This is a genomic window from Roseomonas sp. KE0001, from assembly GCF_016107285.1.
GTDB lineage: Bacteria > Pseudomonadota > Alphaproteobacteria > Acetobacterales > Acetobacteraceae > Pseudoroseomonas.
This window is the reverse complement of record NZ_RCVQ01000005.1, coordinates 82379-97805: the sequence shown is the minus strand read 5'-3', so window position 1 is coordinate 97805 and position 15427 is coordinate 82379. Positions and strand designations below refer to the sequence as shown.

Genomic DNA, 15427 nt, shown 5'->3' with positions numbered 1-15427 from the left:
CCATCACGCGACGGGGTCGAGACAGCGGCGCACGAAGCCGAGGCTGTCGCCGGTCTCGCGCAGGGCCGCCCGGCCCAGGCGCTCGCTCCAGAACGCCTCGCCGCCGAAGGCCGCCCGCCCCCGCTGCAGGCGCAGGGTGAAGAGGTGCAGGTCGTGCTCCTCGGTGATGCCCATGGCGCCGTGCACGGCATGGGCGATCGCCATGGCCCGGGCCGCCGCCTGGCCGAGGCGGATCTTGGCCGCCGCGGTCCGCAGGGGGTCCGGCCAGGGACCGGTTGCCGCCAGCTGGGCGGCGATCAGGCCGGCGGCGGATTCCTCGGCCAGGACCGAGAGCTGCTGCTGGATGGCCTGGAAGGCCCCGATCGCCCGGCCGAACTGGCGGCGCTCACCCGCATAGCGCAGCGTGTCCTCGAGCACCCGGCGCAGCGCCCCGGCCATCTCCACCGCTTCAAGAAAGGCACCCGCCACCCGCCAGTCGGCGCCATCCTCGAGCCGCCGCCCGGCGACGGCGCCGTCCCAGTCCAGCCGGGACAGCCCGCCGCCCAGGGGCGTGACCCGCGCCGCCGCGGCGGGCAGCAGCAGCGCGCCCCCTTCCGTGCCGCACAGCAGGACCTGCGCCGCCAGGTGCGGGGCGGGGAGCAGCGCCGCCGGTGACGGCGCCGCCATGGGCTGGGCTAGGGTGATGGCGCCCTCGGGCGGCGTCAGCCCCTGGCGGGCGAAGGCGGCGCGGGCCAGGATGGTCGCCCCGACCGGCAGCGGCATGGCATGGCTCCCGCAGGCCAGCAGCAAGGGCAGGATGCCGGCCAGATCCAGCCCCGCGCCGCCCTCGGCCTCCGGCAGCAGGGCATCGAGGAAGCCGGAATCGACGATCCGCTGCCAGGGTTCCGGCGGCGCCGCGGCGGGGTCGAGCAGCGCGCGCAGCAGGGCGGGGGGGCAGGCGTGGTCGAGCAGGTCGGCGGCGGCGTCGGTGAGCAGGCTGTCCATGATCCTCGTCCTTTCTCGGCGCGGGCCTCAGCGCAGGCCCAGGCCGCGCGCCACCATGCCGCGCAGGATCTCGCGCGTGCCGCCGCGCAACGAGAAGGACGGCGCCATGCCGGCGACATAGGCCAGGGCGCGGAGCAGCTCGTCGGGCGGGGCGGTGGCCGGATCGGCGGCGATGGCCTCGGTCAGCAGGGTCGGGATGGATTGCTCGAAGCCGGTGCCGAGATCCTTCACCAGCGCCGCCTCCGTCACCGGGCTCGCCCCCACCGCCAGCCGCGCCGTGACGGCGATCGACATGGCGCGCAGCACGGCGAGCTCGGCCATCAGCCGGCCCAGCAGCGCCGCGTGGCGGCTCTCGCCGGTCTCGCGCAGCCAGGCGATCCAGCGGTCCAGCAGCACGATGGAGGAGAGGATGCGCTCCGGCCCGCTGCGCTCGAAGGCCAGCTCGGCATTGACCTGCGCCCATCCCTCGCCCTCGGTGCCGATCAGCGCCTCGGGGCCGAGGGCGACGTCGTCGAACACCACCTCGCTGAAATGCGCGTCGCCGGCCAGGTCACGGATCGGGCTGATGCGGACGCCCGGCAGGGAGAGATCGACGATGAACTGCGACAGGCCCTTGTGCCGGTCGGCCGGCGTGCCGGCGGTGCGCACCAGGGCGATCATGAAGTGCGCGTGGTGGGCATAGGTCGTCCAGACCTTGCTGCCGTTCAGGCGCCAGCCCTCTCCCTCCCGCTCGGCGCGGCTGCGCACGCTGGCGAGGTCGGAGCCGGTGTCGGGCTCGCTCATGCCGATGCAGAAGAAGGATTCCGCCCGGCAGATGCGCGGCAGGTGGAAGTCCTTCTGCGCCGCGCTGCCGTAGCGCAGGATCAGCGGGCCGCTCTGGCGGTCGGCGATCCAGTGCGCGGCGACGGGGGCGCCGGCGGCTAGCATCTCCTCGACCAGGACGAAACGCGCGAAGGCGCCGCGCTCGGCCCCGCCGTAATGGTGCGGCAGGGTCAGCCCGACCCAGCCCTGGCGAGCGAGGGCGCGGCTGAACCCGGCGTCGAAGCCCATCCAGGAGCGGGCACGACGATCCGCCGGCAGGGGCGGGAGATGAGTGGCCAGGAAGTCGCGCACCTCCCGGCGGAAGGCCTCGGCCTCCGGCGGCAGGGTGGCGAGGTCGGGGAAGTTCAGCATCGGTTCAATCCAGCTTCACGCCGCTCTCGGCGATGACCTGCCCCCAGCGCGCGGATTCCTCGCGGATCCAGGCGCCGTAGGCCTCGGGCGTGCCGCCGAGGATCTCGGCGCCCTGGATGGCCAGGCGCTCGCGCACCGTGGCATCGGCGAGGGCGAGGTTGGCGGCCTCGTTCAGCCGCGCGACCACCGGGGCGGGCGTGCGCGCCGGCACCAGCAGGCCCTGCCAGGCGCCCGATTCCAGGCCGGGCATGCCGGCCTCGGCCAGCGTCGGCACCTCGGGCAGCAGCGGCACGCGGCGCGGGCTGGTCACCGCCAGGGCGCGCAGCCTGCCGTCGCGGATCAGCGGCAGGGCGGAGTTCAGCGTGTCGGTGACGAACTGCACCTGGCCGCCCGCCGCGTCGGTCAGGGCCGGGGCGCTGCCGCGATAGGGCACATGCGTCGCCTGCAGGCCGGCGGCGCGCAGAATGCGGAAGTTCGCCAGATGCGTGACATTGCCGTTGCCCGAGGAGCCATAGGCGAAGCGCCCCGGACTGGCGCGCAGCAGGGCGACAAAGCCGGCCAGATCCTCCGCCGGCAGGGCCGGATTGACCGCCAGCACCAGGGGCACCGAGGCGGTCAGCACCACCGGCGCGAAGTCCGACAGGGCGAAGCCGGGCTTGTCGTAAAGCGCCGTGCTGAGCACGATGGAGGAGGTGTTGTAGAGCACCGAGTGGCCGTCCGGCTCGGCCCGCGCCACCTGCTCGGCGCCGATATTGCCGTTGGCCCCCGGACGGTTCTCCACCACCAGCGGCTGGCCGAGCGTGCGCGCCATGTGCTCGCCGAGCACGCGGGCGACGAGATCGGTCGGCCCGCCGGGCGGAAAGGCGATGGTCACGCGGATCGGCCGCTGGGGCCAGGGGGCTTGCCCGGAGGATTGCGCCCGGGCGGGGCGAGCGGCCGGCGGCCCCACCAGGGCGAGGGCCACGGGGGCCAGGAGGGACCGGCGCCGCATCATGCTCATCGCCCCGCCGGCTCGGGCCGGCCGGCCAGCAGGCGCTTGACCGTGTAGGTCATCACCGCCTGGTCGCGCTGGTTCAGCACGGTGATGGCCGAGCCCAGCACGGCGCGGTTGCCCTTGGAGGTCGGGCGCAGCTCCGTCACCTCGACCACCGCGTGGATGGTGTCGCCGACGATGACGGGCGCCAGGGCGCGTTGCTGCACCTCCAGCATGGCGAGGCCGGTGCCCTGCACCATGGTCTGGAACAGCATGCCCTCGACCAGCGAATAGGTCAGCGCTCCCGGCACCGGCCGGCCGGCCATGGCGCCATCGAAATGCGCGTCGATGAAGATCGCCTCCAGCATTCCGGTGACGCCGATGAAGGAGACCAGGTCGGCCTCGGTGACGGTGCGGCGGAAGGTGCGGAAGCGCTGCCCGACGGAGAGATCCTGCCAGTAGAAGCCCTGGCCGAGGACCGGCAGGCTGGCATCGGCGGCATGCGGCTCGGGGCTCGGCGGGGCGGGGCTCGGCATGGGGCGGTTTCCTTCTCCGGTCCTGGATGCGCGGCGGGGTGACGCCCTCGGGATGGCGCCCCGGCACGCGATGTTTCCTTCCCTGCCGAGCAGGCTGGCCCAGCCCGCCGCGCAGGTCCAATATCCTTTTCGTCCGGGGCGATACGAATTGGATATCGGATGGAATTGCGGCAGCTGCGCCAGTTCGTCACCCTGGCCGAGACCCTGAACTTCCACCGCGCCGCCGAGCGGCTGAACATGTCGCAGCCGCCCCTGTCCGTCTCCATCCGCCGCCTGGAGGAGGAGCTGGGCGCCGCCCTGTTCACCCGCGGTGCCGGCGGCGTGCGGCTGACCGGAGCCGGCCTGGCGGCGCTGGAGGAGGCGCGGCTGGCGCTGCGCCATGCCGAGCAGGTCGCCCTGGTGGCGCAGGGCGTTCAGGCGGGGGAGCGCGGCCTGCTGCGGATCGGCTTCATCGGCTCGGCCACGCCGCGCCTGCTGCCCCGCCTCGTGCCGCCCTTCCGCGGTCTCCTGCCGGCGGTCGAACTCACCCTGCGCGAATCCACCACGGCCGCCATCCTGGACGGCGTGGCGGCAGGGGAGATGGACCTTGGCCTGCTGCGCTACCCGCTGCTGCGCCCGGTGCCGGAGCTCGCGGTGGAGCTGCTGGAGCCCGACGCGCTGGTCGCGGCGCTGCCGCCGGGCCACGCCCTGGGAGCGGCGCGGGGCCCCCTGCCGCTCGCCGCCCTGCGCGACGAGCCCTTCGTCACCTTCGACGCCGTGGCGGTGCCGGGCCTCTCCGCCGTGGTCGCCCTGGCCTGCCAGCAGGCCGGCTTCCAGCCCAGGCTGCGGCAGGAGGCGGTGCAGGCGCAGACGGTGATCAGCCTGGTCGAGAGCGGGCTGGGCGTGGCGCTGGTCCCCGGCGTCAGCGCGCGCACCCATGCCGGGCGCGCGCGCTTCCGGCCGCTGGCGGAGGCGGCGGCGCCGGTCATCGGCATCGCCATGGCGGTTCGCCGCTCGGGGATGCCGCCGCTGGCGCAGCGCTTCCAGGTGCTGGCGCGGCAGACGATGCGGCAGCACCGGCAGGTGGGCAGTAAGTCAACCAGCGGACCATTATTCCGCTAGGCAAGACATCTTCCCGTGCCTAGTCTCCCCGGAACATTCAGGGAGGCCCGAGATGGACATGCCAGCAGGGGCCGCCGCGGGCGGCCGCACGGTGCTGAGCGCCGAGCACGAGCTGTTCCGCGACCAGGTGCGCCGTTTCTTCGAGAAGCAGATCGTGCCCCACCACCGGCAATGGGAGCGCGACGGCCAGGTGCCGCGCGAGGTCTGGCGCCAGGCCGGCGCCCAGGGCCTGCTCTGCCCGGGCATGCCGGAGGAGTTCGGCGGGGCGGGCGCCGATTTCGGCTACTCCGCCGTGCTGATCGAGGAGATCGCCCGCACCAATGCCAGCGGCGTCGGCTTCCCGCTGCATTCCGATATCGTCGCGCCCTATCTGCTGGCCTACGCGACCGAGGCGCGCAAGCGCGACTGGCTGCCGCGCATGGCGCGCGGCGAGCTGATCGGCGCCATCGCCATGACCGAGCCGGGCATGGGCAGCGACCTCAAGGCCGTGCGCACCACGGCGCGGCGCGAGGGCGAGCATTACGTCATCAGCGGCCAGAAGACCTTCATCACCAACGGGCAGAATGGCGGCCTCGTCATCGTCGTCGCCAAGACCGATCCCGCCGCGGGCCGCAAGGGCATCAGCCTGATCTGCGTCGAGGAGGGCACGCCGGGCTTCTCCAAGGGCCGCAATCTCGAGAAGATCGGCCTGCACGCGCAGGACACCTCGGAGCTGTTCTTCGACGAGGTGCGCGTGCCGGTGGAGAACCGGCTCGGCGAGGAAGGGCAGGGCTTCCGCTACCTGATCCACAACCTGCCGCAGGAGCGGCTGATCATCGCCATCCGCTCCGCCGCCTCGATCGAGGCGATGCTGGCCGAGACGGTGGATTACGCGAAGCAGCGCGAGGCCTTCGGCGGCACCGTCTTCGATTTCCAGAACACCCGCTTCCGCCTGGCCGACGCCAAGGCCCAGGCCACCATGCTGCGCGTCTTCGTCGATCACTGCCTCGGGCTGCACCTCCAGGGCGCGCTCTCGGTCGAGCTGGCGGCGAACGCCAAGCTGGTCGCCTCCGAGATGCAGAACCGCCTGCTCGACGAGTTCCTGCAGGTGCACGGCGGCTACGGCTTCACCAGCGACTATGCCATCGGCCGCGCCTGGGCCGATGCGCGCGTGGCGCGGATCTACGGCGGCAGTTCCGAGATCATGAAGGAAATCATCGCGCGCACGCTGTGAAGCGCGCGGCAAAGGGCAGCAGAGGGAAGGGGAGACGACATGGCCGCACAGGGTAAGCTCGACGGCAAGGTGGCGCTGGTGACCGGCTCGGGCCGGGGCATCGGCCGGGAGATCGCGCTCAAGCTCGCCTCCGAGGGCGCGCGGCTGGTGATCAACGACCTCGATGCCGGGCCGGCGGAGGAGACGCTGGCCGCGATCCGCGCGCTGGGCGGCGAGGCGGTGGCCTGCAACGGCAGCGTGACGGAGGCCGATTTCGGCGAGCGCTTCGTCCGCGCCGCGCTGGACAGCTTCGGCGGCATCGACATCATCGTCAACAATGCCGGCTACACCTGGGACAACGTCATCCAGAAGATGACGGACGAGCAGTGGTACGCCATCATCGACGTGCACATGACGGCGCCCTTCCGCATCCTGCGCGCGGCCTCCGGCTTCATCCGCGAGGCGGCGAAGGCGGAGGCGGCCGAGGGGCGCGAGGTGTTCCGCAAGGTGGTGAACATCTCCTCCACCTCCGGCGTCTTCGGCAATGCAGGGCAGGCCAACTACTCCGCCGCCAAGGCCGGCATCGCCGGCATGACGCGGGCCATGGCCAAGGAATGGGGGCGCTACAAGGTCAACGTCAACGCTGTCGCCTTCGGGCTGATCATGACGCGGCTGACCGAGGCGGTGGCCAATTCCGGCGCGACGATCGACATCGAGGGGCGCGAGATCAAGGTGGGCGTGCGGCCCGAGGCGCTGAAGACCGCCGAGGCCACCATCCCGCTCGGCCGCGGCGGGCGGCCGGAGGAGGCGGCGGGCTCGGTCTATCTCTTCTGCATCCCGGAATCGAACTACGTCACGGGGCAGACCCTGGTCGTGGCGGGCGGGCGGCCGTGACCGCGCCGCAGATGGGCTGAAGCCCCACCGGCGGGCGGGCGGCGCGTCAGTGCACCTGGCGCGCCCCCTCCCGCCAGAAGCCCGCGCGCAGCGCCTTCTTGTCGATCTTGCCGATCGGCGTGGTGGGCAGGGCGTCGATCAGCACCACGGACTTGGGCGCCTGCACCGGGCCCTTCAGGGCGCGCACATGCTCGGCCAGCGCCGCCTCGTCCGGCCGCCGGCCATCGCGCGGCACCACGAAGGCCTGCACCCGCTCGCCCCAGCGCGCATCCGGCACGCCGATCACCGCCGCCGCCGCCACGTCCGGGTGGGTCGCCAGCGCATCCTCCACCTCGCGCGGATAGACGTTGAAGCCGCCGGAGATGATCATGTCCTTGCGCCGGTCGACGATGTGCAGGTACCCGCCCTCGTCCTCGCGCGCGATATCGCCGGTGTGCAGCCAGCCGCCGCGCAGGGTCTCCTCCGTCTCCGTCGGCCGCTTCCAGTAGCCGCGCATGACCAGCCGGCCGCGCACGCAGATCTCGCCCGGCTCGCCGCGCGGCACGGGCGTGCCGTCCTCCGCCAGCAGCCGCACATCGACGCCGGCCATCGGCTGGCCGCAGGAGGAGAGCAGCGCCGGCCGCGCCGGGTCGTGCTCCGCCCGGCGCAGCAGGCAGACGGTGTTGGGCGCCTCCGTCTGGCCGTAGAGCTGCATGAACACGGGGCCGATCCGCTCCATCGCCTCCAGCAGCGTGGCGGGGGCGATGGGCGCCGCGCCGTAGATGAAGGTCTCCAGCCCGCGCGTGCGGGCGCGCGAGAGTCTGGGCTCGGCCAGCAGGGCGCGGATCATGGTGGGCACGCCGAAGCCGCAGTTGATGCCCTGCTCCCCGATGCGGCGGAGATAGGGTTCCGGCTCGAAGCCGCCCAGTACGTGCACGGTGCCGCCGCGCAGCAGCACCGGGATCACCAGCGAGCCCGCCGCGTGACTCAGCGGCGTCGCCAGCAGCATGCGCGGCACGGCGGGCCAGTCGTATTCGGCCAGCATCATCGTCGCGCATTGCACCAGGGCGCGGTGCGGCAGCATCACGCCCTTGGGCTGACCCGTGGTGCCGCCGGTATAGCTGAGCTGGCCGAGATCCTCGTCGTCGCCGACAGGGTCGAGATCATCGCCCGATTCTTCCGCCGCCGCCGCCTGCAGGTCGCGCCGCCGCCCCTCGCCGCCGCCGAGCGACAGCACCAGCGGGCATCCCGCCGCCTCCGTCGCCGCATGGGCGCGCTCCGCCTCCGCCGGGTCGTGCACCAGCAGGCGGATCTCGGCGTCGCGCAGGATATGGGCGAGGTCGGCCGGGCCGGCGAGGCGGTTCAGTGCCGTGTAGCGGCAGCCGATGAGCTGCGCGGCGGTGCGGACCATGAACACCTCCGGCCGGTTGGCCATCAGGGCCGAGACGCCGTCCCCCCGCCGCAGCCCGAGGCGCAGCAGGGCGCGGGCCATGGCGCTGATGCCGTCCGCCACGTGCCGGCGCGACCAGACCTGCCCATCCTGCGCGAAGGCCGGCCGTTCCAGATGGCGCCGCAGGCCCAGCAGGGCGAGATGGGCGATGGTGACACCGGCCTGCGCCATCGCGCCGCTCATTCGGGCTGGATCCCGGCGGCCTGGATCAGCCGCTGGTTCAGCGCGGCCTCGCGGGTCAGGCGGGTCATCAGCGCCTCCGGCCCCGGCGCGGCGGGCACCAGGCCGAGGCTGTCCAGCCGCGCGCGGGCCTCGGGCGCGGCGAAGGCCTCCACCGCCGCCTTCTCCAGGCTGGAGCGGATGCCGGGCGGCGTGCCCGCCGGCGCCGAGAGGGTGAACCAGCCGCTGCTGACGAAATCCTTCTGCCCCAGCTCCTCGAGGGTCGGCACCTCCGGCAGAACGGGGTTGCGCTGCGGCGAGGGGATGGCCAGCGCCCGCAGCCGGCCTGCCTCGACATGCGGCCGCGCCGGGGCGAAGGTGGAGAACATCAGATCGGCCCGGCCGGCGATGGTGTCGGTCAGCGCGGGCGGCGAGCCGCTGTAGGGCACGTGCAGCAACTCCGTGCCGGTGCGCGCCATCAGATCCACCATCATCAGATGCGCCGTGGTGCCCACGCCCCAGGTCGCGAAGGACAGCCGCCCCGGCCGCTGCCGCGCCGCCGCCAGCAGCTCCTCCAGGCTGGACCAGCGGGGATTGGCCACCAGCAGGAAGAGCGTGTCCGAGATCATCGTGATGTGGGCGAAGTCCTTCACCGCGTCGAAGCCCGGATCGCGCAGGGCGTAGGGCGCGGTCGTGAAGGTGACCACCGTGCCCATCAGCAGCGTATAGCCGTCCGGCCTGGCCCGCGCCGCCAGACGCGCGGCGAGGGTGGTGGAGGCGCCGGGCCTGTGGTCGAGCACGAAATTGCCGCCGAGCCGCCGGTGCAGGCCCTGCGTGAGCACCTGCCCCAGCACATCCGGCGCGCCGCCGGGCGCATAGGGCACCAGGATGCTGACCGGCTGGGTGCCGGGATAGTCGGCCGCCGCCCTGGCCGGGCGCGGTAGGGCGGGCGCCGCCAGCGCGCCGGCGAGGCCGGCCAGCAGGGGCCGCCGTCCAAGATTTGAAAGGGTCATCGTCCTTGTTCGCTCCCGCCAGTCCCTGTCCGAGCCCTCTTCGGGGCCGCCGCGGGGGAGCCTGCGATAGGCTCGGCCCTGGTGTCAATTTCGCTGTGCGATCCGGAAAGATTGCTGGGCGGACATTGACGGCTTCCCCCCGGATGCTCCAGGCTGGCCGCAAGCGGCAGGACAGCCGCGCGACGTCCATGAGGCAGGGGAGTGGTCCGAGGATGGCGCATCTGGCGCGATGGGCCGGGCAGCAGCCCGAGAAGGTGGCGGCATACTTCCCGGATGACGGCACCGCCCTGAGCTTCGCCGAGCTGGACCAGCGGTCCAACCGCATCGCGCAATGGCTGATCGGCCTCGGCCTGCGGCCGGGGGACGGCATCGCCCTGCTGCTGGAGAACGGCCCCGCCTTCCTGGAACTGGCCTATGCCGCGCGCCGCGCCGGCCTCTACTACACCCCGCTCAGCACCCATCTCCGCGTGCCGGAAGTGGCCTACATGCTGGCGGACAGCGACGCGAAGCTGCTCATCACCAGCCCGGCCATGGCGGAGCTGGCGCAGGCGCTGCAGTCGGAGGGCGCCCTGGGCGAGCGGCTGCGCTACGCGACCGGCACGGGGCTGGCGGGCTATGAAAGCCTGGAGGCGGCGCTCCTGGCCTATCCCGGCCCGGCGGCGCTGCCGGAGCGCCCCGTGGGGCGGGAGTTCCTCTATTCCTCGGGCACCACCGGCCTGCCCAAGGGCATCCGCCGCGACCTGCTGCCGCCGGAGCGGCGCGAGGCGCCCGACTGGACGCCCGGCTGGCTCGCCAGCTACGGCTTCGACCGCGACACCGTCTACCTCTCCCCCGCGCCGCTCTATCACGCGGCGCCGCATCGCTACACCACGCGCGCCATCGACCTCGGCGGCACCGCCGTGGTGATGCGGAAGTTCGATGCCGGGAAGGCCCTGGCACTGATCGAGCGGCACCGCGTCACCCATAGCCAGTGGGTGCCGACCATGTTCATCCGCCTGCTGGCCCTGCCGGAGGAGGTGCGGAACCGCCACGATCTCTCGAGCCATCGCGTCGCCATCCATGCCGCCGCGCCCTGCCCGCGCGATGTGAAGCAGGCGATGATCGCGTGGTGGGGCCCGATCCTGGTCGAGTACTACGCGGGCTCGGAGGGCATCGGCGGCACCGTCATCGACAGCCGGGACTGGCTGGCGCATCCGGGCTCGGTCGGGCGGCCGCTGGAATGCCGCCTGCACATCCTGGACGAGGCGGGGCGGGAATTGCCGCCCGGCGAGGTGGGTGGCATCTGGTTCTCGCCGCTCACCCCCGGCGCCCCGCGCTTCCACTACCACAACGCGCCGGAGAAGACCGCCGCGGCCTATGACGCGGAGGGGCGGGGCACCTATGGCGATGTGGGCTCCGTCGACGAGGAGGGCTTCCTCTATCTCAGCGACCGGCGGGCCGATCTCGTCCTCTCCGGCGGCGTGAACATCTATCCCTGGGAGATCGAGCAGGTGCTGGTGCAGCATCCGGCGGTGGCCGAGGCGGCGGTGATCGGCGTGCCGCATGCGGAGTTCGGCGAGACGGTGCGCGCCATCATCCGCGCGGCCGACGGCGTGGAGGCCGGGCCGGCCCTGGAGGAACGGATCATCGCCTTCTGCCGCGACCGGCTGGCCGGCCCGAAATGCCCGCGCCAAGTGGACTTCGTCGAGGAGTTGCCGCGCAGCGAGACCGGCAAGCTGCTGCGCCGCATCCTGAAGGAGCGCTACCGCGCCGCGCCCTGAACCCATACCGAGGAGACGACACCGCATGAGCCTGCCAGCGGGCCGCCCGCGCCCCGAACCGACACCCGAGACGCAGCACTTCTGGGAGGGCGCGCGCGCCGGCGAGCTGCGCCTGCAACGTTGCACCGCCTGCGAGAAGGTCTATTTCCCGCCGCGCCCCTTCTGCCCCGGCTGCGGCTCGCGCGAGGTCGCGGTCTTCGCCGCCAGCGGCCGCGCCACCCTGCACAGCTATGTCATCCATCACCGCAAGGTGCCGGGCTTCGAGCCGCCCTATGCCATCGCCGTGGTCGAGCTGGAGGAAGGGCCGCGCATGATGACCAATATCGTCGACTGCCCGCAGACGCCCGAGGCGCTGCAGCTCGACATGGAGCTGGAGGTGGCCTTCACCCCGATGGACGACGAGATCAGCCTGCCGCTGTTCCGCCCGGCCCAGGGGTCAGACAGGGGAGAGCGGGCATGAGCATCGCCCCGGGCTCCATCGCCATCGTCGGCGCGGCGGAAAGCACCCGCATCGGCGCCGTGCCCGAGATGTCGCAGATCATGCTGCACGCCGATGCGGCGCTGAACGCCCTGGCCGATGCCGGGCTGAAGCCCGCCGACATCGACGGCGTGGCCTGCACCGGCGCGATGATGACGCAACAGATCGCGCACTACCTCGGCATCACGCCGAAATGGGTGGACGGCACCAGCGTCGGCGGCTGCTCCTTCATGCTGCATGTCCGCCACGCCGCCGCCGCCATCGCCGCCGGCTATTGCCGGACGGTGCTGATCACCCATGGCGAGAGCGGCAAGTCGCGCATCAACGCCACGCCGCGCCCGCCGGAGCCGCAGAGCCTGAACGGCCAGTTCGAGGCGCCCTATGGCCCCTTCGGCCCGCCGACGCTCTTCCCCATTCCCGTGCTGCGCTACATGAAGACCTATGGCGTGACGCATGAGCAGCTCGCCATGGTCGCGGTCGTGCAGCGGGAATGGGCGGGGCGGAATCCGCGCGCGGCGCAGCGCGAGCCGATCACCGTGGATGACGTGCTGAACAGCCGCATGATCGCCTATCCCTTCCGGCTGCTGCAATGCTGCCTGGTGACGGATGGCGGCGGCGCGCTGATCCTGACCTCGGCCGACCGTGCGCGCGATTTCCCCCAGCCGCCGGCCTATCTCCTCGGCACGGGCGAGAGCGTCGAGACCAACATGATCAGCCAGATGGAGGACTTCACCTCCTCCCGCGCCTTCCGCGTCGCCGGGCCGACCGCCTTCCAGGCCGCCGGCATCCGCCACGCCGATGTCGATCACCTGATGATCTACGACGCCTTCGCCCATCTGCCGCTCTACGGGCTGGAGGATCTGGGCTTCGTCGGGCGAGGGGAGGCGGGGGCCTTCATCGAGGCCCGCCACACCGCGCCCGGCGGCAGGCTGCCCATGAACACCAATGGCGGCGGCCTCTCCTACACCCATACCGGCATGTACGGCATGTTCGCCCTGCAGGAGAGCGTGCGGCAGGTGCGCGGGCAGGCGCCGGCCCAGGTGCCGGACGTGAAGGTCTCCGTCTGTCACGGGGTGGGGGGCATGTTCTCGGCCAGCGGCACCGTGATCCTGGGGCGGGAGCGGCCCTGAGGATGGCGGGCGGCCAGGCGGCGATCGAGGCGGCCATCACGGGCCGCCGCAGCATCCGCGGCTTCCTGCCGCGCCCGGTGCCGACGGAGGTCCTGCGGCGCATCCTGGCGGTGGCCAGCCGGGCGCCGAGCGGCAGCAACATCCAGCCCTGGAAGCTGCACGCCGTGACCGGCGCCGCCCTGGCGCGGCTGACCGCGGCCATGGGCGCCGCCCATGCGGCGGGCGAGGCGAGCCGCCGGGAATATGAATACTACCCGGTCACCTGGCGCTCGCCCTACCTCGAGCGGCGCCGCAAGCTCGGCTGGCAACTCTATGAACTGACAGGGGTGAAGCGCGGCGATCACGAAGCCGGCGCGCGGCAGGTCGGGCGCAACTTCAGCTTCTTCGGCGCGCCGGTGGGGCTGGTCTTCACCATCGATGCCGATATGGAGCAGGGCAGCTGGCTCGACTACGGCATGTTCCTGCAGAACATCATGATCGCCGCCCGGGCGCACGGGCTGGAGACCTGCCCGCAGGCCGCCATCGCCAACTACCCGGACATCCTGCGGCGGGAGCTCGGCATCCCGGAGAGCGAGATCGTCGTCTGCGGCATGGCGCTGGGCTTCGAGGACCCTGCTGAACCGGCCAACCGGCTGCGCTCGGAGCGCGAGCCGGTGGACGGCTTCGTGACCTTCCACGATCGCTGAAAGGCGGGAGGGGAAGGCCTCTTCCCCTCCGCCCGCCGGCGCGCGGGCTCAGAAGGCGACCTTGTCGCCGCCCTTCAGCGCCAGGATCTCGCGCGCCTCGTCCGGCGAGGCCACCTCCAGTCCCAGCCCCTCGATGATCTGCCGGGCCAGCCGCACCTGTTCGGCATTGCTCTCGGCGAGGCGCCCCGGTCCGCCCCAGAGGCTGTCCTCCAGCCCGACGCGGACATTGCCCCCCATGGCCGCCGCCATGGCCGCGATCGGGAGCTGGTTCCGCCCGGCGCCGAGCACCGACCACTTGTAGTTGTCGCCGAACAGGCGGTCGGCCGTGCGCTTCATGTGCAGCACGTCCTCCTCATGCGCGCCGATGCCGCCCTGCAGGCCGAAGACGGTCTGGATGAACAGCGGACCGGTGACGATGCCCTGGTCGAAGAAGTATTTCAGGTTATAGAGATGCGCGGTGTCGTAGCATTCGAACTCGAAGCGCGTGCCGTTCTCGCGGCAGGTCGTCAGGATGTACTCGATGTCGGCGAAGCTGTTGCGGAAGATGATGCCCTTGTCGGAGAGGTAGTCCTTCTCCCACTGGTGCTTGAACTCCTTGAACCGGTTCAGCATCCCGAAGAGGCCGAAGTTCATGCTGCCCATGTTGAGGCTGGCGACCTCCGGCTTGTGCGTGGCGGCCGGGCGCACGCGCTCCTCGATGGTCATGGTCGGCGCGCCGCCGGTGGTGATGTTCACCACCGCGTCGGTGCGTTGCTTGATCACCTTGAGGAAGGGGGTGAAGCCTTCCGGCGTCTGGTCCGGCCGGCCATCCTCAGGGTTGCGCGCATGCAGGTGCACGATGGCCGCGCCCGCCTCGGCGGCCCCGATGGCGGCATCGGCGATCTGCTCGGCGGTGACCGGCAGGTGCGGCGACATGCTCGGGGTGTGGATGGCGCCCGTCACGGCGCAGGTGATGATGACTTTCCGCTTCGTCGCCATGGATCAGTTCTCCTCCTGGGTCCTCTTGTGCGCGCGCAGCGCGGCCAGCCGCTGGTCGCGCCAGCGCATCTTCGCCGGCAGGTCGCCCTCGGCCGGCCAGTGCGACAGGATGCGCGCCGTCGCCTCCTCGCCATAGACCTCGGGGCCCGCCGGCTCGGCTGCCAGCCGTTTGTAGAAGCCGGTGTAGCGGGCGCAATAGTCCGGGATGCCGCCCGGTGCGTTCAGCTCGATGGTCTCGAAGGGCCCCATGAAGGACCACCGCAGGCCGAGACCGTCCTTCACCGTGTGGTCCAGATCCTCCGGCGTGACATAGCCCCCGGAGACCAGACGGAAGGCCTCGGCCAGCAGCGCGCCCTGCAGGCGGTTGAGGATGAAGCCCTCCACCTCCTTCAGCACCGTGATGGGCACCTGGCCGATCCCGGCATAGATGGCGCGGGCCCGCAGGAGGGTCTCGGGGGCGGTCCATTCGGCGCCGGACAGTTCCACCAGCGGGATCAGGTGCGGCGGATTGACCGGATGGCCGATCAGGCAGCGCGACCGCCCCGCCAGCCCGGCGGCGAAGAGCGAGACGCGGATCGCCGAGGAGGAGGAGGCCAGGATGGCCTCGGGCGGCGCCAGCCGGTCCATTTCGGCGAAGAGCCGCTGCTTGACGGCGAGGTCCTCCGGCCCGTTCTCCTGCGCGAAGCTGGCCCCCTCCAGCGCCGCCGCGAGATCCGGGCTGGCCGTGATGCGCGCGGCGGCGCCGGCCGGATCGTCACAGAGGCCCTGCGCGGCGAGGTCCCGGAGGCCTTCCGCGCAAAGGCCAAGGGCGCTCCCGGCCACGCCCGGTGCGGGGTCGTGCAGGGCGATGCGCCAGCCGGCGCGGGCGAAGATCATCGCCCAGGCGCGGCCGATCAGGCCGGCGCCGATGATGGCGACCTTGCGGGTCTCGGATGTCATGC

General features: G+C 72.3%; 15 protein-coding genes. 7 read left to right on the top strand and 8 right to left on the bottom strand.

Annotated elements, in window-relative coordinates; all coding sequences use genetic code 11:
- Positions 1–3 precede the first annotated feature (3 nt).
- Genes D9598_RS11605 through D9598_RS11590 form a run of 4 tightly spaced genes read right to left on the bottom strand, consistent with a single transcriptional unit; the run spans position 4 to position 3666 of the window.
- Entirely contained in the window at positions 4–984 is a 981-nt protein-coding gene (locus tag D9598_RS11605; protein ID WP_198366677.1) for an acyl-CoA dehydrogenase family protein, read from the bottom strand.
- 27 nt (positions 985–1011) lie between these two features.
- Complete coding sequence (locus tag D9598_RS11600) at positions 1012–2157, bottom strand: acyl-CoA dehydrogenase family protein (protein WP_198366676.1); 1146 nt, start codon at positions 2155–2157, stop codon at positions 1012–1014.
- A 4-nt stretch (positions 2158–2161) separates the two neighbouring features.
- Positions 2162–3148 (bottom strand): tripartite tricarboxylate transporter substrate binding protein, encoded by a 987-nt coding sequence (locus D9598_RS11595; protein ID WP_232477145.1) that lies wholly within the window; start codon positions 3146–3148, stop codon positions 2162–2164.
- A gap of 5 nt (positions 3149–3153) precedes the next feature.
- A complete protein-coding gene (locus D9598_RS11590) occupies positions 3154–3666 on the bottom strand; it encodes a MaoC/PaaZ C-terminal domain-containing protein (RefSeq protein WP_198366674.1) in 513 nt (170 codons plus the stop codon).
- Positions 3667–3825: 159 nt separating this feature from the next.
- Between D9598_RS11590 and D9598_RS11585 the strand changes: the two genes are divergently transcribed.
- From D9598_RS11585 to D9598_RS11575, 3 genes are read left to right on the top strand one after another with little or no spacing between them, the layout of a single operon-like run.
- Positions 3826–4767 carry a LysR family transcriptional regulator gene (locus D9598_RS11585; protein ID WP_198366673.1) on the top strand — a complete coding sequence of 314 codons (942 nt, stop codon included), beginning with the start codon at positions 3826–3828 and terminating at the stop codon, positions 4765–4767.
- A gap of 52 nt (positions 4768–4819) precedes the next feature.
- Positions 4820–5980, top strand: coding sequence for an acyl-CoA dehydrogenase family protein (locus D9598_RS11580; RefSeq protein WP_232477144.1), 1161 nt, complete (start codon positions 4820–4822; stop codon positions 5978–5980).
- Between the two features lie 39 nt (positions 5981–6019).
- Complete coding sequence (locus D9598_RS11575) at positions 6020–6853, top strand: SDR family NAD(P)-dependent oxidoreductase (protein ID WP_198366672.1); 834 nt, start codon at positions 6020–6022, stop codon at positions 6851–6853.
- A 46-nt stretch (positions 6854–6899) separates the two neighbouring features.
- Here the strand turns inward: D9598_RS11575 and D9598_RS11570 are convergent, their stop codons facing one another.
- Together D9598_RS11570 and D9598_RS11565 are read right to left on the bottom strand one after the other, a co-directional pair.
- Positions 6900–8465, bottom strand: a complete 1566-nt coding sequence (locus D9598_RS11570; protein WP_198366671.1) for an AMP-binding protein — start codon at positions 8463–8465, stop codon at positions 6900–6902.
- Positions 8462–9454 (bottom strand): tripartite tricarboxylate transporter substrate binding protein, encoded by a 993-nt coding sequence (locus D9598_RS11565; protein ID WP_198366670.1) that lies wholly within the window; start codon positions 9452–9454, stop codon positions 8462–8464. Before D9598_RS11565 ends, D9598_RS11570 begins: the two co-directional genes overlap by 4 nt.
- Positions 9455–9666: 212 nt before the next feature.
- Between D9598_RS11565 and D9598_RS11560 the strand changes: the two genes are divergently transcribed.
- Genes D9598_RS11560 through D9598_RS11545 form a run of 4 tightly spaced genes read left to right on the top strand, consistent with a single transcriptional unit; the run spans position 9667 to position 13508 of the window.
- A complete protein-coding gene (locus D9598_RS11560; protein ID WP_198366669.1) occupies positions 9667–11214 on the top strand; it encodes an acyl-CoA synthetase in 1548 nt (515 codons plus the stop codon).
- Between the two features lie 25 nt (positions 11215–11239).
- Positions 11240–11674 carry a Zn-ribbon domain-containing OB-fold protein gene (locus D9598_RS11555; RefSeq protein ID WP_198366668.1) on the top strand — a complete coding sequence of 145 codons (435 nt, stop codon included), beginning with the start codon at positions 11240–11242 and terminating at the stop codon, positions 11672–11674.
- Positions 11671–12822, top strand: coding sequence for an acetyl-CoA acetyltransferase (locus D9598_RS11550; protein WP_198366667.1), 1152 nt, complete (start codon positions 11671–11673; stop codon positions 12820–12822). The genes D9598_RS11555 and D9598_RS11550 overlap by 4 nt, the downstream gene beginning before the upstream one ends.
- 2 nt (positions 12823–12824) lie before the next feature.
- Positions 12825–13508: a nitroreductase gene (locus D9598_RS11545; protein WP_198366666.1), complete on the top strand. Its 684-nt coding sequence runs from the start codon at positions 12825–12827 to the stop codon at positions 13506–13508.
- 48 nt (positions 13509–13556) lie between these two features.
- Here the strand turns inward: D9598_RS11545 and D9598_RS11540 are convergent, their stop codons facing one another.
- Together D9598_RS11540 and D9598_RS11535 are read right to left on the bottom strand one after the other, a co-directional pair.
- Positions 13557–14486, bottom strand: a complete 930-nt coding sequence (locus D9598_RS11540) for a 3-keto-5-aminohexanoate cleavage protein (RefSeq protein WP_198366665.1) — start codon at positions 14484–14486, stop codon at positions 13557–13559.
- Positions 14487–14489: 3 nt separating this feature from the next.
- The gene (locus D9598_RS11535) at positions 14490–15425 is read right to left on the bottom strand and encodes a 3-hydroxyacyl-CoA dehydrogenase (protein ID WP_198366664.1); all 936 of its coding nucleotides are present in this window, start codon (positions 15423–15425) and stop codon (positions 14490–14492) included.
- Positions 15426–15427: the final 2 nt, after the last annotated feature.